The 24,587-nt window shown below is 42.7% G+C and carries 19 protein-coding genes; 6 read left to right on the top strand and 13 right to left on the bottom strand.

Going from position 1 to position 24,587, the window contains the following annotated elements; genetic code table 11:
* Position 1: 1 nt before the first annotated feature.
* The 6 genes from FE005_RS08635 to FE005_RS08610 all read left to right on the top strand — a co-directional run bounded on the left by FE005_RS08635 (position 2) and on the right by FE005_RS08610 (position 5,548).
* On the top strand, positions 2 to 1,237 hold the full coding sequence (locus tag FE005_RS08635) for an aminopeptidase (RefSeq protein WP_138371651.1): 1,236 nt from the start codon (positions 2 to 4) through the stop codon (positions 1,235 to 1,237).
* Positions 1,238 to 1,433: 196 nt separating this feature from the next.
* Complete coding sequence (locus tag FE005_RS08630; RefSeq protein ID WP_005471905.1) at positions 1,434 to 2,081, top strand: metal-dependent transcriptional regulator; 648 nt, start codon at positions 1,434 to 1,436, stop codon at positions 2,079 to 2,081.
* Positions 2,082 to 2,093: 12 nt separating this feature from the next.
* Positions 2,094 to 3,617 (top strand): glucose-6-phosphate dehydrogenase, encoded by a 1,524-nt coding sequence (zwf, locus tag FE005_RS08625; RefSeq protein WP_060815194.1) that lies wholly within the window; start codon positions 2,094 to 2,096, stop codon positions 3,615 to 3,617.
* A 98-nt stretch (positions 3,618 to 3,715) separates the two neighbouring features.
* Positions 3,716 to 4,522 (top strand): hydroxymethylpyrimidine/phosphomethylpyrimidine kinase, encoded by an 807-nt coding sequence (locus FE005_RS08620; RefSeq protein WP_138371650.1) that lies wholly within the window; start codon positions 3,716 to 3,718, stop codon positions 4,520 to 4,522.
* Entirely contained in the window at positions 4,504 to 4,983 is a 480-nt protein-coding gene (locus tag FE005_RS08615) for an ECF transporter S component (RefSeq protein WP_138371649.1), read from the top strand. The genes FE005_RS08620 and FE005_RS08615 overlap by 19 nt, the downstream gene beginning before the upstream one ends.
* Before the next feature lies 1 nt (position 4,984).
* Complete coding sequence (locus FE005_RS08610) at positions 4,985 to 5,548, top strand: TIGR01440 family protein (RefSeq protein ID WP_029487175.1); 564 nt, start codon at positions 4,985 to 4,987, stop codon at positions 5,546 to 5,548.
* A gap of 137 nt (positions 5,549 to 5,685) precedes the next feature.
* On the opposite strand, the gene FE005_RS08605 is transcribed toward FE005_RS08610, so the two are convergent.
* The 13 genes from FE005_RS08605 to murD form a co-directional block, all read right to left on the bottom strand.
* Entirely contained in the window at positions 5,686 to 7,125 is a 1,440-nt protein-coding gene (locus tag FE005_RS08605) for a glutamate synthase subunit beta (protein ID WP_138371648.1), read from the bottom strand.
* A 1-nt stretch (position 7,126) separates the two neighbouring features.
* Positions 7,127 to 11,614, bottom strand: coding sequence for a glutamate synthase large subunit (gene gltB, locus FE005_RS08600; RefSeq protein WP_138371647.1), 4,488 nt, complete (start codon positions 11,612 to 11,614; stop codon positions 7,127 to 7,129).
* Positions 11,615 to 11,985: 371 nt separating this feature from the next.
* Positions 11,986 to 14,781, bottom strand: a complete 2,796-nt coding sequence (ileS, locus tag FE005_RS08595) for an isoleucine--tRNA ligase (protein ID WP_138371646.1) — start codon at positions 14,779 to 14,781, stop codon at positions 11,986 to 11,988.
* A 375-nt stretch (positions 14,782 to 15,156) separates the two neighbouring features.
* Positions 15,157 to 15,906: a DivIVA domain-containing protein gene (locus tag FE005_RS08590; RefSeq protein ID WP_003127647.1), complete on the bottom strand. Its 750-nt coding sequence runs from the start codon at positions 15,904 to 15,906 to the stop codon at positions 15,157 to 15,159.
* 19 nt (positions 15,907 to 15,925) lie between these two features.
* Positions 15,926 to 16,708, bottom strand: coding sequence for an RNA-binding protein (locus tag FE005_RS08585; protein ID WP_003127645.1), 783 nt, complete (start codon positions 16,706 to 16,708; stop codon positions 15,926 to 15,928).
* A gap of 18 nt (positions 16,709 to 16,726) precedes the next feature.
* Positions 16,727 to 16,999 (bottom strand): YggT family protein, encoded by a 273-nt coding sequence (locus FE005_RS08580; RefSeq protein WP_029487179.1) that lies wholly within the window; start codon positions 16,997 to 16,999, stop codon positions 16,727 to 16,729.
* 17 nt (positions 17,000 to 17,016) lie between these two features.
* On the bottom strand, positions 17,017 to 17,631 hold the full coding sequence (locus tag FE005_RS08575) for a cell division protein SepF (RefSeq protein WP_005471891.1): 615 nt from the start codon (positions 17,629 to 17,631) through the stop codon (positions 17,017 to 17,019).
* Between the two features lie 13 nt (positions 17,632 to 17,644).
* Positions 17,645 to 18,319: a YggS family pyridoxal phosphate-dependent enzyme gene (locus tag FE005_RS08570; protein ID WP_138371645.1), complete on the bottom strand. Its 675-nt coding sequence runs from the start codon at positions 18,317 to 18,319 to the stop codon at positions 17,645 to 17,647.
* A 12-nt stretch (positions 18,320 to 18,331) separates the two neighbouring features.
* Complete coding sequence (ftsZ, locus tag FE005_RS08565) at positions 18,332 to 19,570, bottom strand: cell division protein FtsZ (protein WP_003127641.1); 1,239 nt, start codon at positions 19,568 to 19,570, stop codon at positions 18,332 to 18,334.
* A 31-nt stretch (positions 19,571 to 19,601) separates the two neighbouring features.
* Positions 19,602 to 20,918, bottom strand: a complete 1,317-nt coding sequence (gene ftsA, locus FE005_RS08560; RefSeq protein WP_003127640.1) for a cell division protein FtsA — start codon at positions 20,916 to 20,918, stop codon at positions 19,602 to 19,604.
* A gap of 154 nt (positions 20,919 to 21,072) precedes the next feature.
* Positions 21,073 to 22,023 carry a cell division protein FtsQ/DivIB gene (locus FE005_RS08555; protein WP_138371644.1) on the bottom strand — a complete coding sequence of 317 codons (951 nt, stop codon included), beginning with the start codon at positions 22,021 to 22,023 and terminating at the stop codon, positions 21,073 to 21,075.
* Positions 22,024 to 22,109: 86 nt separating this feature from the next.
* Positions 22,110 to 23,204, bottom strand: coding sequence for an undecaprenyldiphospho-muramoylpentapeptide beta-N-acetylglucosaminyltransferase (murG, locus tag FE005_RS08550; protein ID WP_138371643.1), 1,095 nt, complete (start codon positions 23,202 to 23,204; stop codon positions 22,110 to 22,112).
* A complete protein-coding gene (murD, locus tag FE005_RS08545; protein WP_138371642.1) occupies positions 23,201 to 24,577 on the bottom strand; it encodes a UDP-N-acetylmuramoyl-L-alanine--D-glutamate ligase in 1,377 nt (458 codons plus the stop codon). The genes murG and murD overlap by 4 nt, the downstream gene beginning before the upstream one ends.
* Between the last annotated feature and the right edge of the window lie 10 nt (positions 24,578 to 24,587).

The following is a 24,587-nucleotide window of genomic DNA, read 5'->3' as shown; positions in this document are numbered from 1 at the left end:
AATGGTTTTACCAAATTTTAATCAAAATCTTGAGAAATATGCCCAACTAATCACAGAAGTTGGCGTCAATGTTCAAAAAGGCCATACGATCGTCATCCAAATCGCTGTTGATCAAGCACCTTTGGCTCGCCTTTTGACAAAAAAAGCCTATGCATTAGGGGCAGCAGAAGTCATCGTTCAATGGACAGATGATGTCGTTCAAAAAGAATTTCTTGCCCACGCCGACAGCGATCGCTTGGAAACGATTCCCCAATACAAAATCGATCAAACAGACTATTGGGTAGCAAAAGGTGCGAGCCGTATCAGTGTGGTTTCAGCCAATCCCGATGCATTAGCAGGTGTAGATTCAGACCGCGTAGCGACTTATCAAGCCGCCTCGGGGAAAGCCATGATTAACTTGCGAAAAGCAACCCAAGCCAACAAAGTGAGCTGGACGGTTGTGGCAGCCGCTGGTCAAGATTGGGCACAAAAAGTCTTCCCTGATGCAACACCAGAAGAAGCGCAAGACTTGCTTTGGGATCAAATTTTCAAAACAACGCGCATCTATGAAGAAGACCCTGTGGCAGCTTGGAAGAATCATGATAAAACGTTGCAAGAAAAAGCCAATGAACTCAACGAAGAACAATTCACAGCGTTGCATTATACTGCCCCAGGCACAGACATTATTATCGGCTTGCCAAAGAACCATTTATGGGAAGGTGCCGGCAGCTTCAATGCCCGTGGCGAAAAGTTTATGGCAAACATGCCAACAGAAGAGGTCTTTACCGCTCCTGATAGCCGCCGCATCGATGGCTATATCTCAAGTACGAAACCATTAAGCTATGCGGGAACGATCATCTCTGGGATGAAGTTCACCTTTAAAGATGGGAAAGTGGTTGATTTCTCTGCAGAACAAGGAGAAGAAGTTTTAGCAAAATTATTAGCCATTGATGAAGGCGCAAAACATTTAGGCGAAGTGGCCCTTGTTCCTGATCCTTCACCAATCTCACAATCCGGAATCATTTTCTTCAACACCCTTTTTGATGAAAATGCTTCAAACCACTTAGCTCTTGGTTCGGCTTATGCATTCAGCTTACAAGGCGGAACAGAAATGAGCGAAGAAGAATTGGCCGCTGCTGGTCTCAACCGCAGCCAAACACACGTTGATTTTATGGTAGGATCTGCCCAAATGTCCATCGATGGAATCAAAGAAGATGGCACAACAGTCCCAGTATTCAGAAATGGCGATTGGGCTTAATACACACTAAAAAGGCTGAGAGGATGAATCATTCTCTCAGTTTTCTTCTTCTTAAAAAACTGACTGTCAGAATAAGCGAATAAAGTAAAGCGGTTTATAAAAAACCTTCTTCTTCCCACGGTTTTTTCCGTAGTAATCTGTGGCTTTTTTTGATAGAATTTAGTTTGATAGTCTTTGATAAGAGAGGATGAATACCATGACACCAAACCGCGAAGATTATTTGAAGCTCATCTTGGAATTGGGCGGTGATCAGAAGAAAATCAACAACAAACAAATCGTTTCTGGTCTGGATGTGTCTGCTGCTTCAGTAAGCGAGATGATTTCTAAGCTTTTAAAAGAAGGCTTAGTAGAACACTCTCCTTATCAAGGCGTCCAATTGACCGAAAGCGGACTAGCTTCGGCAAGTGCTCTCATTCGTAAACATCGTTTATGGGAAGTATTTTTAGTGGAGCATTTGAATTATTCTTGGAATGAAGTCCACGATGATGCGGAGGTACTTGAACATGTCACATCAGGGACATTGGCTGATCATTTAGAAGCCTATCTAGGACATCCTAAGTTTTGTCCTCACGGCGGAATGATCCCCGAACAGGGACAACCCGTCCACGAAGGAGAAAAAACGACGATGAGTGCTTACCCTGTCGGGACAAAGATCCGAATTGCTCGCGTGTTGGATGAACGGGAATTGTTGGACTATCTGGTAGCCATCGACCTGAATATTCATGAAGAGTTTGAGATCATTGATACGGCTGCCTACGAAGGACCGATCACCATTAAAAATGCGGATAAAGAAATTGCTGTCAGTTATAAAGCAGCTAGTACGATTTTTGTAGATAAATTGTAAGGAGTGAAAACGATGGAAAAAAAGGTGCTTTTTACTATTTTTGGCGGAACCGGTGACCTTGCACAACGCAAACTTTACCCTTCCCTCTTCCGTTTGTATAAAAAAGGCGATCTTAAAGAAGATTTTGCTGTAATCGGTACGGCTCGCCGTCCTTGGTCAGATGAACATTACCGTGAAGTTGTTATGGGAACGATCGAAGATTTGATCGAGTCAAAAGAACAAGCTGAGACTTTCGCTTCACATTTTTATTATCAGTCTCATGATGTAACAGATACCACTCACTATGACTCATTGAAAGAGCTGGCAGATTCTCTAGATCAGAAGTATCAGCTTGAAGGAAACCAACTGTTTTATCTGGCAATGTCTCCAAACTTCTTTGGTACCATCGTCTCACATTTAAAATCACAAGGCATGCTTGAAACCGAAGGCTACCATCGTGTGGTGATTGAAAAACCTTTCGGAAGTGACTATGCCTCTGCGAAACAATTGAACGAAGAAATCAATCAAGTTTTCAGTGAGCAAGAGATCTATCGAATCGATCACTATCTAGGAAAAGAAATGATCCAAAATATTTCTGCAATCCGTTTTGCCAATAATATTTTTGAATCGCAATGGAACAACCGCTATATCGACAATGTTCAAATCAATATCGCTGAAGATCTCGGCGTTGAAGAACGCGGTGGCTATTATGATAAGAGTGGTGCCTTAAAAGATATGGTCCAAAACCACATCTTGCAGATTCTCTCTTTGCTAGCTATGGAACCACCAGTCGCTTTCTCAGAAAAAGAACTCCGTACAGAAAAAATCAAAGCATTGAATGCGATTCGCATTTATTCAGAAGAAGAAGTCAAAACTAATTTTGTCCGCGGACAGTATGCTCACGGGCAATTAGAGGATCAGCAGTTTGCTGGGTATCGTGAAGAAATGAATGTTGCGGAAGATTCTGCCACCGAAACATTTGTCGCAGGCAAGTTTTTGATCGACAACTTCCGCTGGTCAGGAGTCCCTTTTTATGTACGCACAGGGAAACGTTTAACAGAGAAAGGCACCCGTATCAATATCGTTTTCAAGCAAGTTCCAGTGAATGTTTTCAAGAAAGATGTGACTGATTGCGAAAGCAAGAAGAAATTAGCACCTAATGTCTTGACGATTTATATTCAACCGACGGAAGGCTTTTCACTTTCTCTAAATGGCAAAGAAATCGGTCAAGGATTCGACACCCTTCCTGTTAAACTAGATTACCGCAATAGTACTGAAATCGTAGAAAATACGCCAGAAGCCTATGAAAAATTGCTCTTAGATGCTTTGAATGGTGACGGCACCAACTTTACTCATTGGGACGAAGTTGCTCAATCATGGCGCATCGTCGATGTCATCCGACATGCTTGGGATAAAGAAACACCTGATTTTCCGAACTATTCAGCAGGGACCATGGGACCAAAAGCCGCCTATGATCTATTAGCAGCTGATGGCTTTGAATGGATTTGGAAACCAGATGAATGGTATCGTGAACGAAACTTACTAAATAATCAATAAGCAGCAGCCAATTGGATGGGTAAAAAAACAGCCAATTGGCTGTTTTTATTTTTGCTCCATTCGCTATAATAAAACGAAAGACTAAAGGATGTGAATCAATGAAACAAGTATTGACCATTGCTGGCTTAGACAGCTTAGCAGGTGGTGGTGCCACTGCAGATATCAAGACCTTTGAAGAATTCAATACCTTTGGTCACATGGTGCTCACTTGTGTCGCAGCCATCAATGAGGAAATCACCATTTATGATATCCCTCCTGCAACGCTGAAGGACCAATTAGCTTCAGTTAAAGCTTTCACCCGTTTAGCAGCCATCAAAATCGGCCTATTACATACACTGGAAACGATCGAATTAGTGAAAAATTTCCTAGTGACCCAAGACTGCCCGATCATCTTAGATCCAGTCTTAGCTTTTAAAGAAGGACAGACAAAAGCCAATCAAGAGTATCAACACGCCCTGCAATCCTTATTTTCCTTAGCCACTATCGTTACTCCCAATTTGGTTGAAGCAGAATATTTCGCAAATCAAGCCATTACTACTCGGGAAGAAATGAAGATAGCTGCCAAAAAAATCAAAGCACTTGGGCCTGCTTTTGTGTTGATCAAAGGTGGCGCTCGTCTGAACGGGCTGCAAGCCTGCGACCTGCTCTATGATGGGGATGACTTTTTCTTTTTTGAGACACCAAAATCACCCAAACAGACAACGAACGGCGCCGGTTGTACGTTATCCGCTGCCATCGCTGCGCTCTTGGCTACTGACCGCTCAATGACAGATGCTGTACAGCAAGCCAAAGACTTTGTTTTTGCCGGCATTGAAAATGGGCTACAGCTGACAGAATCTTTAGGAAATGTCGATCAACTTGCTTATTTTAGGAAAGGAGTTACCTCATGTCTACCAAGAAACTAACAACGTTAGCTATGCTGACAGCACTGACTACCGCTCTTTCTTTATTATTTGTCCTGCCAGTTCCTCAGACAAAAGGTGTCGTGACCCTTTGCGAAGCCGGCATCTATACCACGGCTCTTTTATTAGGCGGTCCTTCAGGTGCGATCGTCGGCAGCTTGAGCGGCGGAATGATCGACTTTTTGTCCGGTTATCCAGAATGGGCATTGTTTTCTATTTTGATCCATGGCTGCCAAGGCTACTTTACTGGTCGTTTTCGTCACTATCCCCTGCTGGCACTTTGTTTGGGAAGCGTGACGATGATTTTAGGCTATGCCGCAGCAACGACCATCATGTTTGGCTTTGGAGCAGGCATTGCTTCGATTCTCAGCAATAGCCTTCAAAATGTTTTTGGTATATTGGTAGCATTTCCGCTTGTCAATTATTTAAAACGAACGCAAAAATTTTCTTTGAATGAGAGGTAAGATTCCAATGAATGATTTTCATCAACTTAAAAATGACTTAGTAACCATCACAACTGAAGTAATTGACGCAGCACACTTAACGCAAAATGATTTATTTGTTTTAGGCTGTTCTACTAGCGAAGTCGTTGGCGGGATGATCGGCAAAAACTCCAGCGAAGAAGTAGGCTACATCATTATTAAGACCATTAAAGAGGTGTTGGATCCGCTTGGCATTCGCTTAGCGGTTCAAGGATGCGAACACTTGAACCGTGCATTAGCTGTAGAGCGTAGCACTGCTCAGTATTATCAATTAGAAGAAGTGGCAGTTGTCCCTGCACTTCATGCGGGAGGTGCTTGTTCTGTAGCGGCATTTCGCTTGTTTGATGATCCCGTTGAAGTGGAGCATATCGTTGCGAAAGCTGGCATCGATATTGGTGATACTGCCATCGGCATGCATGTCAAACACGTACAGATCCCTATTCGGCCAAGTATCAAAACGTTAGGTGCAGCTCATGTGACTGCATTAGGCTCACGCCCCAAATATATCGGCGGACCGCGGGCACAGTACAAAGTATCTGCTATGTGACGAAAGATTCAACAAAACCGAAGGATACCTGCTAAGCTTCTTGGACGATTCGTCCTTCGCGCAAGATTGCGCATCGCTTTTCAGAGATAGCCTTCGGTTTATTTGTCTTATCTGTCGCATTTTTCCCGTTGTTTTTGCTAAATTTGTTGATAAATCAAGGCCCTCAGCGATTGATCGACTTTCTCCGCAGCGAGCCGCCCCTCTCGAATTGCCCAAATCACTAAGCTAGGACCTCTTTTTGCATCACCAGCTACCAAAACCCGTTCATTATTGGTTGTATAATCATCATAGATTTCACGGACATTGAAGGTGTCTAACAAGTGTGTTTCTGGACCTAAGAAGCCCATTGCCAACAAAACTAAATCAGCTTTCATCACTTGCTCTGTACCAGAGATTGGCTGAAAATTCTCATCTACTTTGACTGTTTCGATCCCAATCACCTGTCCCCGTTCCGCTCCTACAAAAGCAGTCGTCGAAATGCTGTGATACGTATGTTCCTGTAGAACCGCAGCAACTTCTTCCTGACCATACCCGATTTTAGCTGTCATTGGGTATTCAGGCCATGGATTTTCAGCTAAACGTTGTGGTGGAAGCTGTGGCGTGATTTCCAACTGACGAACAGAAGCAGCCCCTTGGCGCATCGCAGTCCCTAAGCAATCATTTCCGGTATCTCCGCCGCCGATCACGACTACGTGTTTGCCTGCCAAGGATTCATTCGCAGCTTTTCCATGGTTCAATACCTCTTTGGTTGCTGCTGTCAAATAATCAACAGCAAACTGAATCCCAGTCAAAGACCTTCCTGGGATCTTTAAATCCCGCGGAACACTGGCGCCAGTAGAAATAATAACACGATCATAAGCAGCTTCTAATTCTTCAGCAGAAATGTCGCGGCCGACTTCGACATTCGTTAGGAACGTCACGCCTAGTTCTGCCATCAAATCGATTCTGCGCTGAACCACTGTTTTATCTAGTTTCATATTAGGGATACCATACATCAGCAACCCCCCGCAACGATCACTGCGTTCATAAACCGTCACTTGATGACCTAACTGATTCAAGCGCCAAGCAGCGGATAGACCAGCTGGTCCACTGCCAATGATGGCGGTTTTGAAACCAGTTGCTGCTTGCGGTTCTCCCGATGCTCGGACCCAATCATTCTCAAATGCAGTGTCGATAATGAAACGCTCATTGTCATGAATCGTGACCCCGCTCCCATTTAGTGCCTCCGTGCAGCCTTTCTCACAAGGAGCTGGACAAACCCGTCCGGTCATTTCAGGTAATGGATTCGTTTTCGCTAACCGTTCAAAAGCCGCTTGAAACCTGCCTTGATAAACAAGATCATTCCATTCAGGAATCAAATTATCGTTGGGGCATCCAGATACTGTCCGTTGCCCACCATAGAAAGAACCGGTATGACAAAAAGGAATGCCACAATTCATACATCTTGCTGCTTGTTCTTGCCGCTCACTTGCTGGCAATGGTTCTTGCAGTTCTTGCCAATCAGTGATCCGCTCTGCTACCGGACGATACGGATTTTCTTTTCGAGGGTATTTTAAGAAACCAAAAGGATCTGCCATACTAGTCATGCTCCTTTCCTGGGATCGTCATCTGAGGACCGACAACTGACTCAAAAGCTTTAGCGATCAGTTCATCTCCTGAGAGACCTTGTTGCGCCAATTGATGAGTCGCTTCCACCATTTGATGATATTCCTTAGGATAAACTTTGATGAACAACTGCTTATGATAGAGCCAATCGCTTAGAATCTCGGCTGCTTTTAAGGAATCTGTATAGGCAAAATGGTTCTCGATCAATTCTTTCAATACCGCATCATCCCCGCTCTCATCTACCTTAAACAATTCCACCATTTCTAAATTGCATTGAGCAGCAAACGCTTGCTCCGGATCGTACACATAGGCGACACCTCCAGACATGCCAGCAGCAAAATTGCGGCCCGTCTTGCCTAGAATAACAGCGACACCTCCAGTCATATACTCGCAGCCATGATCGCCGATTCCTTCTACAACCACTTTGGCTCCGCTATTTCGAACACAGAAACGTTCTCCTGCCAGACCTCTGAAATATCCTTCTCCTCGATTTGCCCCAAAGCAAGCCACATTACCTACAATGGGCGACTGTTCAATATCATAACTAGCATCTGCTGGCGGTACAATGATCAAACGGCCACCACTCAATCCTTTGGCTACGTAATCATTGGCTTCTCCAACCAATCTCAGCTCAAGTCCTTGCGTTGCAAAGGCACCAAAACTTTGACCCGCAATTCCTTGATAATTGAATTGCAGCAATCCTGGAGGAAGTTCATAGTTCCCAAAGCGTTCTGCAATCCATCCCCCTATGCGGGCACCAACAGAACGTTGAATATTGTTGATCGGTTGACTGATAGCAACAGGATGTTGTTTTTCAATTGCTGCTTTGGCAAAACTATCCAATTCTGGCCATTGTCGTTTCTCCAAAAAAGGATCCGTCACTTTACGTGCAATCGGAAGTGTCGTACCCAAGATGCGAGCGAAATCCAATGATTTTGCTTTCCCTTTGGCAATGAAACGAGGTACCAAGACTTCTGTGTGCCCCACCATCTCATCAATGGTACGAAAACCCAGTTCTGCCATGATTTCTCTGAGGTCTTCTGCTAAGAAAAACATAGTATGAATAATATGTTCCGGTTTACCAGCAAAAAACTTTCGTAAAGCTGGATTTTGGGTGGCAATACCCACGGGACAAGTATTCAGACTGCAGACTCTCATCATCACACAGCCGATCGCAACAAGGGCCAATGAAGCAAAACTGTACTCTTCAGCACCTAAAAGTGCCGCAATCGCAATATCCCTTCCCGTCATCAATTTACCATCCGTTTCTAAGGTCATCCGCTGACGAAGATGATTGAGTGCCAATGTTTGATGAGCTTCTGCTAACCCCATTTCCCAAGGCAAGCCCGCATCTCTGATGGAATTGCGGGGAGAAGCACCGGTACCGCCATCATAGCCTGATATTACAACAACATCAGCACCTGCCTTGACAACACCGGTTGCAATCGTTCCAACACCCGTACTGGCAACCAGCTTCACATTGATTCGCGCATAAGGGTTGATGGTCTTTAAATCATGGATCAATTGTGCCAAATCTTCAATCGAATAAATATCGTGATGAGGAGGTGGTGAAATCAAGCGAACCCCAGGGGTTGATCCGCGAATCTCAGCGACCCAAGGGAAAACTTTATTTCCAGGCAGTTGACCGCCTTCACCTGGCTTCGCTCCTTGAGCCATCTTGATCTGCAACTCATCGGCACTCATTAAATACTCCGCATTAACTCCAAAACGTCCAGAAGCAACTTGCTTGATCCGACTATTGTAATTTTTGCCGTTGACCGCTTTGAAACGCTCGCGATGTTCCCCGCCTTCTCCACTATTTGATTTAGCTCCGATGGCATTCATTGCCTCAGCAATACATTTATGAGCTTCCTCACTTAGCGATCCATAAGACATTGCTCCTACTTTGAATCGTTTGACGATTTGGACAGCAGGCTCTACTTCCTCCAATGGAATTGGCTGACGCGAAGGTGTGAACTCCCATAGTGAACGAAGTGTCGTGGGTGTGCTTAAAGCCTCTTGATTCATGACAGCTGCATACTCCTTGTACAACTGATAATCTCCTGTGCGCACCGCTTTTTGAAAGTGATAGATGGTTTTTGGATTAAAAAGGTGATGCTCACCTTCTGCTTTAAACTGAAAGCTGCCTCCCGAATCTAGATAATCCTGTTGTTTTTCACCATAGGCAGCTTCGTATCGCTCAAAATACTCTTGTTCGATTTGTTTCAACGACAGGCCGCCAATCCGAGAAACAGTTCCCGTAAAATAAACCTCAGTGACTTGTGGTGAGATACCGACAGCTTCAAAGAGCTGAGCACCATGATAACCGGCAATAGTTGAAATTCCCATACGAGACATAATCTTTATGAGTCCCTTCTCACAGGCCTGTCGATAATTTTCGACATGATCACTCATGTCATAATAATGCAGCGTTTCGTAAGCCCCGTAAGGATGAATCCCACTGGCACCGTAGCCAACTAACATAGCATAGTGATGAACTTCGCAGACTTCAGCCGTGTCAACAATGAGTGAGGCAAGCGCTCGCTTTCCTTTTCGCACCAAGTAATTATGCAAACCCGAAACAGCCAACAAGACAGGAATTGCCATCTTACCTAGTTGTGGTGCAATAGGTTCGCGATCACTTAACACGAGAATCGTAGCCCCTTGATCAATTTTGGCTTCACTTTCTTTAAAAAGAGTATCCAATGCTTGGTGCAGTGTTTGTTGCTCATTGCCAGTCACAGAATAAAGAGTAGAGAGGACTGCCGCCGATTGTTGTTTCTGATTTAGATGTTTGATCTTCAGATACTCGCTTGTGGCTAAAATCGGACTAGCGATTTTTAATTTATGGCAATTTTGGCTAAGATCTTTTGTAACATCGCCATCTCGTCCCAGAAATAATTCTGTACCGATCACTAGCTTTTCGCGAATCGCGTCAATTGGTGGATTCGTTACCTGTGCGAATTGTTGCTTAAAGTACGTAAAAAGCGACTGGGGACGTTCACTTAAGATTGCTAATGGTGAATCAAATCCCATGGAGATAACCGGTTCCTCTCCTGTTTGAGCCATAGGGATCAGCAGTGTCCGGATGACTTCGTCGGTGTACCCGTGAAGTTTCCATAACCGCTGTAGTGTCTCTGTCGATAATCCATCAGAAAAAGGGGGTTCTGGTAAGTCATCCATCGTTAACAAATTTTCTGTCAACCATTCGCGATAAGGATGAGCTTGCGCGTATTTTTCTTTGATCTCTTTATTTCTCAAAATCAAGCCATTTTTGGTATCGACCAAAAACATATTGGCTGGACCTAAAACCCCTTTTTCAATTACCTCTGCTGCGGGTAGATCAACCACCCCTGATTCGGATGCTACGACAACTAAGCCATCCCTCGTAATTGAATAGCGGGAAGGCCGCAACCCATTGCGATCCAAAGCAGCACCCACCAGCTCACCATCCGTAAAACAAAGCGCTGCCGGTCCATCCCATGGTGCCATAAAACTAGCATTGTACTCATGAAAAGCAACTAGTTCTTCTGGCAAACCGGCTTCTTTCGACCAGGCTTCAGGTACCATCATCAAAAGCGCCTGAGGTAAATCTCTCCCTTGGCGATACAAGAATTCCATGCAATTCTCAAGTTTTGCGGAGTCCGAATTTTCCTCATCATAGACTTCGATTTGATGACTATGCATCCAATTTTCGGCTCCTCTTAACGTATTGATTTCCCCATTATGGGCTAAAAAACGAAAAGGCTGCGCGCGATTCCAGCTAGGAAAAGTATTGGTTGAAAAACGAGAATGAGTCAATGCGATACTGGAAGTCATACGCGGATCTTGTAAGTCCGTATAAAACAGTCCGACCTGATAAGCATGTAACATGCCTTTATAGACGATTGTTTGGCTAGAAAGACTGCAGATGGCTAGTTCCTTGGCTGCATAGTTTTTTTCTAATTGTCGCCGCAAATGATACAAACGGTCCTCAAAATCTCTGCCGACTGTCACATCGAGAGGTTTTTCAATAAAGAATTGACAAAAACTAGGCATCACTTTTTGTGCTCCTGGACCACATTGCGAATAGTCATAGGGAACTTCCCGCTGCCACAACACCCGAAATCCCATTTGCTGAATATCCTGAGCAACGGCCTTTCTTAATTTGACTGCGGATTCTCGTTCTTGCGGCAAAAAAAACATGCCTACTGCATAGTGACCTTTCGGCGGTAAAACAATCTCTGCCGCTAAAGCAATTGCTTGAAAAAAAGGATCAGGTAATGCCATCAACACACCAGCACCATCCCCTGTATCTGGTTCGGCTCCTGTTCCGCCACGATGATTCATTCGTTCTAACATCGTCAACGCATTTTCAATCAGTTTTCTCGAGTATAATCCATCTTTTTGTACGATAAAGCCCATGCCACAAGCATCACTTTCAAAACGAGGATCATACATTAATGTCTCTTTTTCCCTCATCCCCTCATCCTTTCTTTAAATATTCTGAATATTCCAATTTTTAACAGTTTACCTTTTCTATGTAAATCTTGCAATCTTTTTCTGCAAGTTGGTCTAGCTTCCTCTCAAAAACGCTGAACGGGTAAAACCGATTGGGACAAAGCAAGCACGATTGCCTAGCGCTGCATTTTTATCACTTCTATGCTTCTTATCATCAGTTGCTGTCGTCTAGTTGCTATTGCTAGGAGAAAACGATGAAAAAGACACAAAAGCTGATAACTAAGTCAGCACAATGAAATGATCACAAAAAACGTGTGCCATCGGTCGATCTACTTAGATCGTCCAACGGCACACTGATAATTTTTGGTTTACCTTTATTTCTCAGCTAATTTTTATTTCTCAAAGCCTTCAGCAACGGCTTCTGGATAATATTCTTCCACCAAATGAGCACAACGCCCGCAAAGTGTTGGCAGTTTCTCATCCACTCCGACATCTGTCCGCACTTGCCGACAACGGTCGCAAACTTCACCATCGGCTTTTTCGATCAAGATTGCACCATCTTCAAATTGTAGCGCTGCTTCTGGAGCGGCACTTCCTGCTTCTTTGATTTCGAAGAAGTCTGGTGAAATGATCAATAATTGGGCCAAATCAGCATCAACAGCCGTTAATAGGTCTGCCAGCGGTTGTGATGGATAGATGGTCACTTTTGCTTCCAATGACTTACCAATCAGTTTATCATTCCGTGCTTCTTCTAGTGCTTTCAGGACATTGTCACGGAATGAAAGAAATGCTGTCCACATATCAAGCAACTCAGCTTGATTCGCAAATGATTCATAACTTGGCAATTCAGCTAGTTGAACATAGGCTTCCTCTTCTTTTAAGTGAGACCAGATTTCTTCGGCTGTGTGAGGAATGATTGGCGTCAACAATTTTGTCAAAGCCACTGCCGTTTGGTAAAAGACAGTTTGCATTGCTCGCCGTTGTGGATCATTTTCCGCTTCGATATAAACAACATCTTTCGCAAAGTCTAAATAGAAAGCAGAAAGATCGCCAGTCAAGAAATTGATGATCGTCTTATAGATATGCAAGAAATTGTATTTCTCATACCCATCTTCACGAATGGTTTTGATCGTTTCGTTTAATCGAACCAGCATGTATTTGTCTACAGAGCGTAAGTTTTCATAAGAAACCATATCCGTTTTTGGATCGAAATCAGCCGTATTGGCTAATAAGAAACGCATTGTATTACGGATCTTACGGTAAACCTCGGAGACTTGATTCAAAATATCCATTGAAACTCGGACATCTGCTTCATAATCTACACTGCTAACCCATAGGCGAAGGATATCGGCACCCATTTGTTTGATTACTTTCTCTGGAGCAATGGTATTTCCAAGAGATTTACTCATCTTCCGGCCTTCACCATCCAAGGTAAACCCTTGAGACAAGACTGATTTGTATGGTGCTTCCCCATTGATCGCCACACTTGTGGTGATACTTGAGTTAAACCATCCACGGTATTGATCTGAACCTTCCAAATACATGTCAGCTGGGAAAGTCAACTCTGGACGTTGACGCAAGACTGCTTCATGAGAAGAACCAGAATCAAACCAAACATCCATGATATCTGTTTCTTTAGAGAATTTGCCATTTGGTGAACCCGGATGCGTAAAGCCTGCAGGCAATAATTCTTCGGCTTCTTTTTCAAACCAGATATTTGATCCGTGTTGTTCAAATAGCGTTGCAACATGTTCGATCGTTTCTGGCGTAATGATTGCTTCACCGTTTTCGGCGTAGAAAATCGGCAGTGGTACCCCCCAGGCACGTTGACGTGAGATGACCCAATCGCCTCGATCACGAATCATGTTGTACAAGCGTGTTTTGCCCCAAGGAATGATCCAGTCCACTTTCTCGATTTCATCAAGGATGTTTTGACGGAATTGATCGATTGAAGCAAACCATTGTGGTGTTGCCCGATAGATAACAGGTTTTTTGGTCCGCCAATCATGAGGATAACTATGGACAAAGAAATCAAGTTTCAATAATGCACCTTTTTCTGCTAACAAATCGGTGATCATTGGGTTCGCTTTATCATAGAAGATTCCTTCAAATCCTGGTGCTTCTTCCGTAAACATCCCACGACTATCGACAGGAGATAGGACATCTAATTTGTATTTTTTGCTTACGATGTAGTCGTCTTCCCCGTGCCCAGGAGCAGTATGAACCAATCCAGTACCTGCTTCCAGCGTGACATGGTCACCTAGCATCACCAATGAAGTCCGATCATAGAAAGGATGCTGGCCAGTCATGTATTCTAGTTTTTCTCCAGCAATTTCTTGCAAGATTTCAACACTTTCCCATCCAATAGCTGCTTGAACAGTCTCCAACAAATCTTTGGCGATCACAAATTTACGGCCATCTGCCATGATTTGAACATAAGTAAACGTTGGGTTTACTGAAATTCCTAAGTTTGCTGGTAATGTCCAAGGTGTCGTCGTCCAAATAACGAAAGATGTATCTTCATCAAGGATTCCTTTTCCATCTGCTACAGGAAAAGCGACATAGATCGAAGGTGATTTGACATCTTTGTATTCGATCTCTGCTTCTGCCAATGAAGACTCGCTGGATGGTGACCAGTAGATTGGCTTTAATCCTTTATAGATGTAGCCTTTTTCTGCCATCTTTCCGAATACGCGGATTTCAGCAGCTTCGTAATCAGGTGTCAAAGTGATGTAAGGATGATCCCAATCACCTGAGATTCCTAAACGTTTAAAGTCCTCACGTTGGGTATCTACTTGTGTCAAAGCATACTCTTCGCATTTTTTGCGATATTCCGCAAGTGTCATTTCTTTGCGTTTGATGCCCTTGTTTGTCAGCACTTGTTCGATCGGCAATCCATGCGTATCCCAACCTGGTACATAAGGTGAGCGGAATCCTGACATTGATTTAGAACGTACAATAATGTCTTTACTGATTTTGTTTAATGCATGACCAATGTGGATATTGCCATTCGCATAGGGAGGGCCATCATGTAAGACAAATGTTGGTTTCCCTTCGTTCAGTGCTTGTCTTTGTTGATAGATATTTTGTTCTTCCCAATCTTTTTGCCATTCGATTTCGCGATTAGGCAAATTTCCCCGCATCGGAAAAGCCGTTTTTCCAAGATGCAATGTTTCTTTCATCTTCATTGTATTCGCTCCTTTTACTGATTACTCATGATTATGGCATGTGCAAGCACATGTCGATCAAACAATTTTGTCTATCCTGCCTCAATTTCAGTGAATTCACTCATTGAAATGACTAAATCCTTCTAATTAGCCCATAGGCTATGAAGCTATAAAAAAAACACATCCATCCCGGAAAGGGACGAACGTGTTCGTGGTACCACCCAAATTTTATTGTCAGTGACAATTCTTTGTTGATCGGTAACGAGATCAAACGTTGGACTCTACCACTGTTCAAGACCAAGACTAACAGATGATCTAATTTCTTACAGGGTTTTATCCGGCTTCCACTCTCCCAGACTCGCTTTAAAAGTATAAGAAATTTTTCTGTTCTGTATATTAGTCATTTGTTTTATTTAATTCATCTAGTAATTGACGTGCATCATCCAATGTTTTCACTTCTGGATTTTCTTCTACATCAATTTCTTTCTCACTGGATTCCACGATTTCTACTGGACTCTCCACTGCTTCTGAGTTTACTTCAGAATCATTTTCGCTGTCAAGTTCTTTTGATAAAACTTCTTTGATTACTTGATGAGAATCTTTTACATAGCTAGAAAACGGCGCCAAAATTTCTTCCCATTCTGGACTTTTTACTTGCTCTAATTGTGTTTGCAGCATAACCAAAAGATTGTTGTGGAAAACGCGCGTTTTCTTCTTCAAATCATTGGTTTCAGTTGCCAATTGACGCGCATTATTGGTTGCATCCGTCAGAATTTCTTTGGCTTTTTCTTCTGCAGCTGTTGTCAATGCATGAGCACGTTTTTCGGCATTCGTTACTAATTCATCTGCACGGTTTTGAGCAGAAGTAACGATCACTTCAGATTCTTTGCTTGCGCTCGTTTTTACTTTGTCTGCGGTATCTTGAGCCACGATAATCGATTGGTTCAATGCATCTTTCAATTCATTGAAATACTCAAGTTTTTCTTCTGCATGCTTCAATGATTTTTCTAGTTCACGGTTCTTTTGAACAGCTTCTTCATAATCACGAACGATCATATCTAAGAAGTCATCGACTTCATCCTGATTGTAACCGCGCATTTTTACTGAAAAGCTTTTGTTTTGAATATCTAATGGAGTTAATGCCATAAGTTTACACCTCTTTGTTTTATTTACGTAATACACCTAATAACAATCTAACTTTTTCTTTTTTTGTCGTGCCTTCTAACCCCTGAATCTGGATACGCCCAAATCCTCTGATTGATACGATATCCAGTAGATCCAACATAAAATCCGGACGTAATGTTTCTGTCCAATTGACTTTCACTTTGCCAGACTCGATGAGTTGTTTGGAACGCTGGCGCGAAATATTATAGACAGCAGAAATGACAGTATCCAAACGGAGAGAGCTGACCGTTTCTCGTTCTTCGCTCCAGCCGTCTTTTGGTACGATCAATTCCGTGTACTTCGTTTCTTCGAGGCGAACTGAGACATTCCCGATTTTATCGACCTGTGTTTGGACAAAATGACTGATTTCGCTTGCCACAAATACTTGCCAATTTTCCCCATCAGAAATGATGTCACCAAAGTATTCCCTTTTGACCCCTGTGCCCATTAACGTTCCTAAAACCTTCCCATGACTTAAAACCGTGAATTTTTTTGGATAGATAATGGTGAATAATACCAAATCAAATTCTTCACTTGCTGGTTGGTAATAGTCTGGGTAGATCAGGCACCGTCTTCTTTCAGCAGCTTCATATCCGCCAAAAAATTGAAAACTCAAATCGGTTGATTGCCGAATCAGACTTTCTAAAATATAGGCTTGCCGCGGATCAAGAAAATCTGTTAAATAGGGTGCGTATTGCATCTGCACTTGTTCGATCCAGCCTTGCGCAGAATCAATAAAAGGGTGCTCATCGCTTCGAAAATGCTGATAGACATTTGCGTTCACCGATATTCACCCCTTACGTTAGAATAAGATTGCTTGTAGAAGAACGAACAGACCTTGCGTTGCTAGCTGCAGAACGATAATGGCAAATGCAATCGTAAAGTCGATGCCAGCGAAACTCAGATTTAGACGATCAAACAAACCTAGATATGGTTCACAGATTTTTGCTAAGAAACGTCCAAATGCTGATTGGTATCCTCCCGGAAACCAAGAAAGCAAGGCATAGATCACTAATAATACTGTATAGAGATATACTGCATCACTGAATAGATTTAATAACCTAAAGACTAAAATATGCTTTCCTCCTTGACTCAGATATCGAAGAAATTACTATCTGCTAATGTTTGAGCAGTTCCCTCGATCTCCATTCCTTTTGGCGTACATAAGAAGATTTCATCTCCAACACGCTTGATATCGCCATCTTCAGCGTACACTGTTCCCGTCAAAAAATCAACTATTCGCCGTGCTTGGTACTCCTCAATTAAATGAAAATTAACAAGTACTGCATCGCCATTGATCACTTGTTTCGCGATTCCCATCGCTTCTGAATAAACTCTTGGTTCTACGATAGTAATCTTGCCTGCAGCCTTGGACTTTATTTCTTTTGTTTTGGGATTACTGCGTTGTTGGGCCATAGAAACGACCTTTTCCTCTGTCTTTTGGACAGGGCGTTGTTGTCTTTCAAAGGACGCACTTGATGCTGTTGAACGCTGCGCTTGCGCTTGCTGTGATGGCATATGGCTTCGTGAAAATGTATTCGTTGGATTTTCAGCACGAGTCGTGCGTGGTGCAACATAAGAACTACCTTGATTGACGGCGATATTTTGCGGGGATCGCACAGATTCTTGAGCTACCACGCTTTCTTCGTAATAATCTTCTTCATCTGTCAATCCAAAAAAATTGGTCAATTTCTCTTTTAAAGACATATGTCAACCTCCTTTACTCCTGAAATAATGCGGTGCCGATGCGAACAACTGTCGCACCCGCTTGGATCGCAACGGCAAAATCATTACTCATTCCCATACTTGTTTCTGTACATGGAGCATGTGCCAAGTGCAGCGCTGCGATTTTTTCTTGTAATTCTTTCAACTGATGAAAATAATGGAGCTGCTCTGCTTCTGAAGAAGCAAGTGGTGCCATGGTCATCAAGCCGATGACATTGATTTTATCAAAGGGCTGCAACTCTTCAATAAATGAAACAACATCGTCTGGTGCAATTCCTTGTTTACTTGCTTCACCTGAAATATTGACTTCTACAAAACAAGCAATCGTTTTTGCTGCTCGTTTTTGAATTTCTTGCGCCAATTTCAGCGAATCTAACGCATGGAAATAATCAACTTCATTTATAATTGATTTTACCTTTCTGCGTTGCAAATTACCAATAAAATGCCAGTTTACTTCTGGAAAATCTGCTAGTTGCTGCTTTTTTTCCAGGAGTTTTTCTACTCGGTTTTCCGCACAGTCAGTGACACCGGCTTCGATGATCTTCCGTGTTTTTTCACTATCGACAGATTTTGTCACAGCAACCAGACGAACCTCACTTGCTTTTCTAGAAACAAGAGCACAAGAATCCTGGATCTCTTGCTGGATCTTGTGCAAGTTCTCAGAAATCATGTGCTCTGCCTCCTAGCGTTTGCGACGGAAGAATGGTGGTGTACTTAATTCATCGTCGTCATTTGTTTTTACTTCATCTCTATTGAATGTATCAAATTCTTTTTTTTCAACATTCTCAAATTGGCTTTCTTCTACTTTAGGACGAACGTTTTGTTCTTTACGAATATCCCAATCACCAAAGCCATGATCATCTTCTACGTGTGAAGGTTTCGCCTGATCCATATCTAACGTTGGTTTTTGTGGAATTGAATGGATTTGACTTTGTCTGCTTGTACGAGAAGAGCGTTCCTTTTTTGAAGGATCGATACCTGTTGCAATCACAGTCACACGGATTTCATCTCCTAAGTCTTCATTGATTGAAGTTCCTAGAATAATGTTTACGTCGCCTGTTGCAGCACTTGCTACGATATCAGAAGCATCTTGTGCTTCAAATAAAGTCATGTCTAATCCGCCAGTGATGTTCAGTAAGACTTGTTCTGCACCATCGATAGATGTTTCTAGCAATGGAGAAGAGATCGCCTTTTTCGTTGCTTCGATGACACGTTCTTCGCCGCTAGCAACACCAATACCCATCAATGCTGTTCCTTGATTTTCCATTACTGTTTTCACGTCAGCAAAGTCCAAGTTGACATAGCCTGGTGCAGTAATCAGATCAGAGATTCCTTGTACCCCTTGACGCAATACATTGTCTGCTTCACGGAATGCTTCCAGCATTGGTGTCTTCTTGTCAACAACTTCCAATAAACGGTTGTTGGAGATGATCAATAATGTATCGACGTTTTCTTTTAGTTTTGCAATTCCTTCAGCTGCGAAACGGCCGCGTTTTGGTCCTTCAAATGTGAATGGACGAGTTACTACGCCGACTGTCAATGCGCCGATTTCTTTGGCAAGTTTTGCAACAATCGGAGCTGCCCCAGTTCCGGTACCTCCACCCATGCCGGCAGTGATAAAGATCATATCAGCGCCTTGCAAGGAATCACGAATTGCGTCTTCACTTTCTTCTGCTGCTTTTTCTCCAACTTCAGGTTGAGAGCCAGCACCTAGACCGCGAGTATATTTAGGGCCTAATTGGATCACTGTTTCAGCTTTTGAATTTTTCAATGCTTGCACATCTGTATTGGCAGCGATAAATTCGACACCTTTAACGTTTTCTTCGATCATACGGTTGACAGCATTGCCGCCGCCGCCGCCGACACCGATAACTTTGATTACAGCGCCATCATTGATATTGTTATCAATTGAAAATTCCATAGTTTATCTTCCTCCTGAGTATCGTTTTAGATTATTCAAAGATATTTGAGAAGAAATCTTTGACACGGTTCGTGATCGATTCGCCTTTCTTCTCTTCTTCTGGTTCTTCATAAGTTTCTTCTGGAGCCTCGTACTGCTCATAAGAAATCTCTTGTTGAACAGCAACAGGTTGTTGCGTCGTACGTTCACCCGTGATCGCGCTTTTAGCAAGCTGATAAACTTCACTTAAATTAGCAGAATAATCAACGATACTGATCACATTAGTGAAAACCGGATTTCTCAATCCCATATGGTTTGGCACGTATAATTTCACATTTGTTTCGAAGACTTCCTGTGCTAAATCGACAACGCCAGGTAAGCTAGCAGCTCCGCCAGTCAAAATAATTCCGCCTGGTAATTCAAACGCATCGATTTCATTCAAGACATCTTTTGATTTATTAAAGATTTGCTCCATCCGTGCTTCGATGATTTCAGCAAGATACCGTTCATCGATTTTGACAGGTTCAGATTTACCAATGACGTCCACTGGGAATTCTTCGCTTGCCGATGTACGTTCAGGATAAGCATCACCATAATTGATTTTTAGCGCTTCTGCATTATTGAAAGAAGTATTCAACACAGTAGAGATGTCTTTTGTTACAAATTCTCCACCTTCTTGATTGACATGGGTGAATTTCAACTGTTTGTCATGCATTACCGAAGTCGTTGTTTGACCGCCACCAATATCAATCACGATCGTACCAAAATCTTTTTCGCCATCTGATAAAATCGATTCAGTCAAAGCTAGTGGTGTGATTACAAGTTCGTTGACAATCAAGCCGGACTTTTCAACACATTTGCGAATATTGTGCAAAATCGTTTTAGGGCCTGTATAAACTACCCCAAACATCTCCAAGCGGACACCGATCATTCCGCGAGGATCTTTGATCCCTTCAAAGCCATCCACAGTAAACTCTTGCGGTAAAATGGCAATGATCTGTCTTTCAGGAGGTGTAGATCGAACGAGCGCTGCTGATGCTACGTTACGCACGTCGTCATCTGTGATTTCTTTTGATTCGCTGTTGACAGCAATCATCCCTTGGCAATTTTCAACTTCTAACAGATTGGCTGGCACACCCACGCTCACACTGCGAATTTGGATACCCGCTTTTTCTTCTGCTTGTCTTACTGCTCTTTGGATGGCTTGAACCGTCTTGTCAATGTCTACAATGATTCCGCGGTTGATTCCTTCTGATTTTGCATTTCCTACACCAATAATGTTCATTTGGCTATCAACGTATTCAGCTACAACAACTTTCACAGATGTCGTACCAATATCGAGGCCAACATACATTCCCGTTTTTGCCATGGATGGGGTTCCCTCCTACTTAATTTGCATATATCGCGAACCTTGAAAAGTTCGTATTTATATCTAATTAGAATAATTTGTTCACTGTTACCAATTCTACCATATAATAGCGATTTTTAGAAACAAGTTAATGAAAAAAACTCTTGAATTTTTCCTAAGAATCCCCTTCGGTCGATTGTTCTGTTGCCGAGTCACTGTCTTTTGTATTGGAAATCGGATAGGTAAAGATGCCCACTTCCATATCGATGATACTGTCTTCTTTCAAATCTTTTGCGATTTGCGGATAATACTGCATTTGACTAGCCATATTTGAAATGTTCACAATCACTTGGTTACCATCATTCATATAGATCGTTAACAACTCGTCATTACTGTCCCGAGGCGTGTACTTGATTTGAGAAATTCCTTCACGGATCTCTTGACTGAGCTTCTGATAAGCAGTCAGTACTTCTTTGATTTTTGACTGATCCGAAAAGCTCTCTAAAATAGGTAGTCCTTCCAGAGGCTGATCACTCGGTTCATTGATCACGACACCACTTTCAAGAATAGGTGAATAATGATTATCGCTTGCTAGCAATGCCACCTCTTGGTACTCCGATACCCGAATCTTGAACTGGTTTAAAGAAGTGATTGTCACTTGAACATTTTTGACACGAGGCAACGCTTTTTTGATGGCTTGTTCCGTTTGTTCGCGGTCAAAATACTGCGGCCATATTTCTTCTCCAGTCGTTAATTCCGAATGTTCGATAATTGATTGGGCGGACACTTGATCATTGCCCACGACTTTAACATCCGCTAACTTACTCAACGGGGAGACGTAATACAGAATAAATAACAACGGGATCAGCAAAACACCAATAATCAACAGCAATCGGCGCAACAATACTCGATTACGGTATTTTTTTAAATTGGGCAATCGATCAGCAAAAGAGCGGGGAGCTTGTTCTGAATCTTCAGTCTCTGCGCCTTCTTCGTGCTTTTCTTCTGTTTGGTCTTCTGATTGTTCTTCATCTGAGTGAATCCCGGAAATGACAGAGGGTGACCATACAGGTTGATCGCCTTTTTCTTTTTGATAACGCAGATTTTCTTTCTGCCAAGGGGTCAATTCTTCTGTCGTGGGGGTGGTTTGATTATCATGAGATTTCTTATCTTTACTGATGACAATCTCTCCTTTCTATCCAACACATTGTACTATTTGATTACCTCTTGCACAAGTCGAAATAGTCGCTCAGATGCATCACTGATTCCTTGCTCTTTCGACGCCTTTGCCATTTCCATCCGTACGTTTTCATCACTCATGATCGCATCGACACACTCAATTAGATTTTGACTGTTCAACTCATTGTCCGCAATCATCTTGACTGCCCCAGCATTGACTAAGCTTTGCGCATTTTTTGTTTGATGATCATTCGTCACATAAGGACTAGGAATCAAAATCGCTGGTAATCCCAATGCAGTAAATTCAGCGATCGATGTAGCGCCAGCTCGTCCTATCAACAAGTCACTATTCGCCATGACTTCTGCCATTTGATCGATGTAGGGGCGAATGCTGATATTTGGAAAGGCATCTTTCGACATACCGATCTTCTCTTCGATTTCTTGGTAATAACGGTCACCAGAAGCATATAACAGTTGATAATCTTTCTTTGCAAAAAGTGGAATTGCTTCGATAATCGCTTGATTGATTTTCAGTGCTCCTTGACTGCCGCCAAAGACTAAAACAGTTTTTTTCTTAGGGTCAAGGTCATAGGAAGCAAGGATCGCAGACTTCTGACTGTTTTTTACTTCTTGCCCGCGGGGATTCCCCACCAAGACCGTCTTCTTATCCGGAAAATAGTGCGCTGCATCCTGAAAAGCAATAGCAATCTTGTCCACATATCTGGTCAAAAATTTATTAGTGATTCCAGGAACACTATTTTGTTCATGGATGATCGTTGGGATCTTAAGTGCTGATGCCGCGTAGACCACAGCACCAGAGACATAGCCCCCTGTCCCGATCACTACATCCGGTTGAAATTCTCTGAGTATTTTCTTTGCTTCACGATAACTTTTCAGGAAAAGTTGGACTGTTTTGACATTGTCCAATGAAAGTTTTCGTTTAAAGCCTTGTATTTCTAACGTCTTAAAAGGAATCCCGGTTGGTGGAACGATTTTGTTCTCTAATCCACGGGTAGCCCCAATATATAAAAATTCAGCTGTTGGATCAATGGAACGAACATAATCGACAAAAGACAATGCCGGATAGATATGCCCGCCGGTTCCACCGCCAGTTACTAGTATTTTCATTCACTTCGCTCATTTCTGTTAAGTTCTGCTACTGCCGCCATAAATTTATCCCCCCGTACTTCAAAGTTCGGGTATTGGTCCCAGCTTGCATTGGCCGGTGATAATAAAACGGTATCTCCCGGTTGGCTTAATTGATAAGCCAAAGGAACAGCTGTAGTTACATCTTCTGTCAATTTAATCGTTTTGATTCCTGCATTACGTGCGGCTTCAGCAAGTTTCTCTTTTGTTTGTCCGAACAAAACAATCGCTTTGAGATCTTGCAGTGATGGAATCAGCTCATCAAAGGAGTTGCCGCGATCCAATCCTCCAGCCAACAAAATCAACTGATCCTTTTGGAAACCACCTAAAGCCATCTCTGTCGCCAAGCTATTTGTGGCTTTCGAATCATTGAAAAAGCGAACCCCTTCAATCGTATCAACATACTGAGTACGGTGAGGTACACCGCTAAATGTATGCAATGCTTGAACGATAGCCTCATTTGCTATCCCTTCTAATTTTGCCACTGCGATTGCAGCTAATGCATTTTCAACATTGTGACTGCCGGGAACGCCCAGTTCAGAAACAGGCATGATTGCCTCATCTTTGAAATATAACTGCTCTTCAAAAAGATACGCACCAGCCACTTTTTGTTGTGTCGAGAATGGAATCACTTTTGCTTTTGTTTGTTGAGAAAGTTCGACTAATTCTGACTGGTTCCAATTGATGACTAGAAAATCTTCTGCTGTCATATTTTGCTGCAGCCGCCATTTAGCCCGCACATATTCGGATCGATTGCCATGATAATCTAGATGAGCTTCATAAATATTCGTGATGACCGCAATTTTGGGATGTAATGTTTCGATCCCCATCAATTGGAAGCTGGAAAGTTCCATGATCAAGCGATCTTTAGCGCTAGCGGTTTGGGCGACGGTACTTGCTGGAAAGCCAATATTTCCAGACAACAATGCCCGGCCTTCACTAAATCCCGTATTTAAAACATTAGCGATCATCGTAGTGGTCGTGGTCTTTCCATTCGTTCCAGTGATCCCAATGATCGGTGCTTCCGAAATTTTGTAAGCTAACTCTACTTCCGTAATGATTGGGATATTTTTCTCGATCGCTTTTTGGACAATAGGCTGATCATAAGGAATCCCAGGATTTTTGACCACAAGTGAAAAACCCTCATCCAGTAGTTCAATTGGGTGACTGCCGGTGATTACTTTAACGCCTAACGCCAAAAGATCCTGTGCTTCTGGATTTTCGGCAAAGGGTTTCCCGTCATTAACAGTAACAAGTGCGCCCAAATCATGTAACAATTTAGCCGCACTGAACCCACTTTTTGCTAATCCTAGCACAAGAACTTTTTTATTTTGATATTCATTTATATTTTTCATATGATTCCTC

Source organism: Enterococcus sp. M190262 (genome assembly GCF_005843965.1).
Taxonomy (GTDB): Bacteria; Bacillota; Bacilli; order Lactobacillales; family Enterococcaceae; genus Enterococcus_D; species Enterococcus_D gallinarum.
The sequence above is the reverse complement of the archived record's forward strand: the minus strand, read 5'-3'. Positions and strand labels throughout refer to the sequence as shown.

Bases quoted from the DNA above. Each gene is read 5' to 3' on its own strand.
- FE005_RS08630 (WP_005471905.1), top strand. From the start codon at position 1,434: ATGACACCAAACCGCGAAGATTATTTGAAGCTCATCTTGGAATTGGGC.
- murD (WP_138371642.1), bottom strand. From the start codon at position 24,577: ATGAAAAATATAAATGAATATCAAAATAAAAAAGTTCTTGTGCTAGGA.
- FE005_RS08620 (WP_138371650.1), top strand. From the start codon at position 3,716: ATGAAACAAGTATTGACCATTGCTGGCTTAGACAGCTTAGCAGGTGGT.
- FE005_RS08635 (WP_138371651.1), top strand. From the start codon at position 2: ATGGTTTTACCAAATTTTAATCAAAATCTTGAGAAATATGCCCAACTA.
- gltB (WP_138371647.1), bottom strand. From the start codon at position 11,614: ATGAGGGAAAAAGAGACATTAATGTATGATCCTCGTTTTGAAAGTGAT.
- FE005_RS08605 (WP_138371648.1), bottom strand. From the start codon at position 7,125: ATGGCAGATCCTTTTGGTTTCTTAAAATACCCTCGAAAAGAAAATCCG.
- murG (WP_138371643.1), bottom strand. From the start codon at position 23,204: ATGAAAATACTAGTAACTGGCGGTGGAACCGGCGGGCATATCTATCCG.
- ftsA (WP_003127640.1), bottom strand. From the start codon at position 20,918: ATGGCAAAAACGGGAATGTATGTTGGCCTCGATATTGGTACGACATCT.
- ftsZ (WP_003127641.1), bottom strand. From the start codon at position 19,570: ATGGAATTTTCAATTGATAACAATATCAATGATGGCGCTGTAATCAAA.
- FE005_RS08590 (WP_003127647.1), bottom strand. From the start codon at position 15,906: ATGGCATTAACTCCATTAGATATTCAAAACAAAAGCTTTTCAGTAAAA.
- zwf (WP_060815194.1), top strand. From the start codon at position 2,094: ATGGAAAAAAAGGTGCTTTTTACTATTTTTGGCGGAACCGGTGACCTT.
- FE005_RS08575 (WP_005471891.1), bottom strand. From the start codon at position 17,631: ATGTCTTTAAAAGAGAAATTGACCAATTTTTTTGGATTGACAGATGAA.
- FE005_RS08570 (WP_138371645.1), bottom strand. From the start codon at position 18,319: ATGATTTCTGAGAACTTGCACAAGATCCAGCAAGAGATCCAGGATTCT.
- ileS (WP_138371646.1), bottom strand. From the start codon at position 14,781: ATGAAGATGAAAGAAACATTGCATCTTGGAAAAACGGCTTTTCCGATG.
- FE005_RS08615 (WP_138371649.1), top strand. From the start codon at position 4,504: ATGTCTACCAAGAAACTAACAACGTTAGCTATGCTGACAGCACTGACT.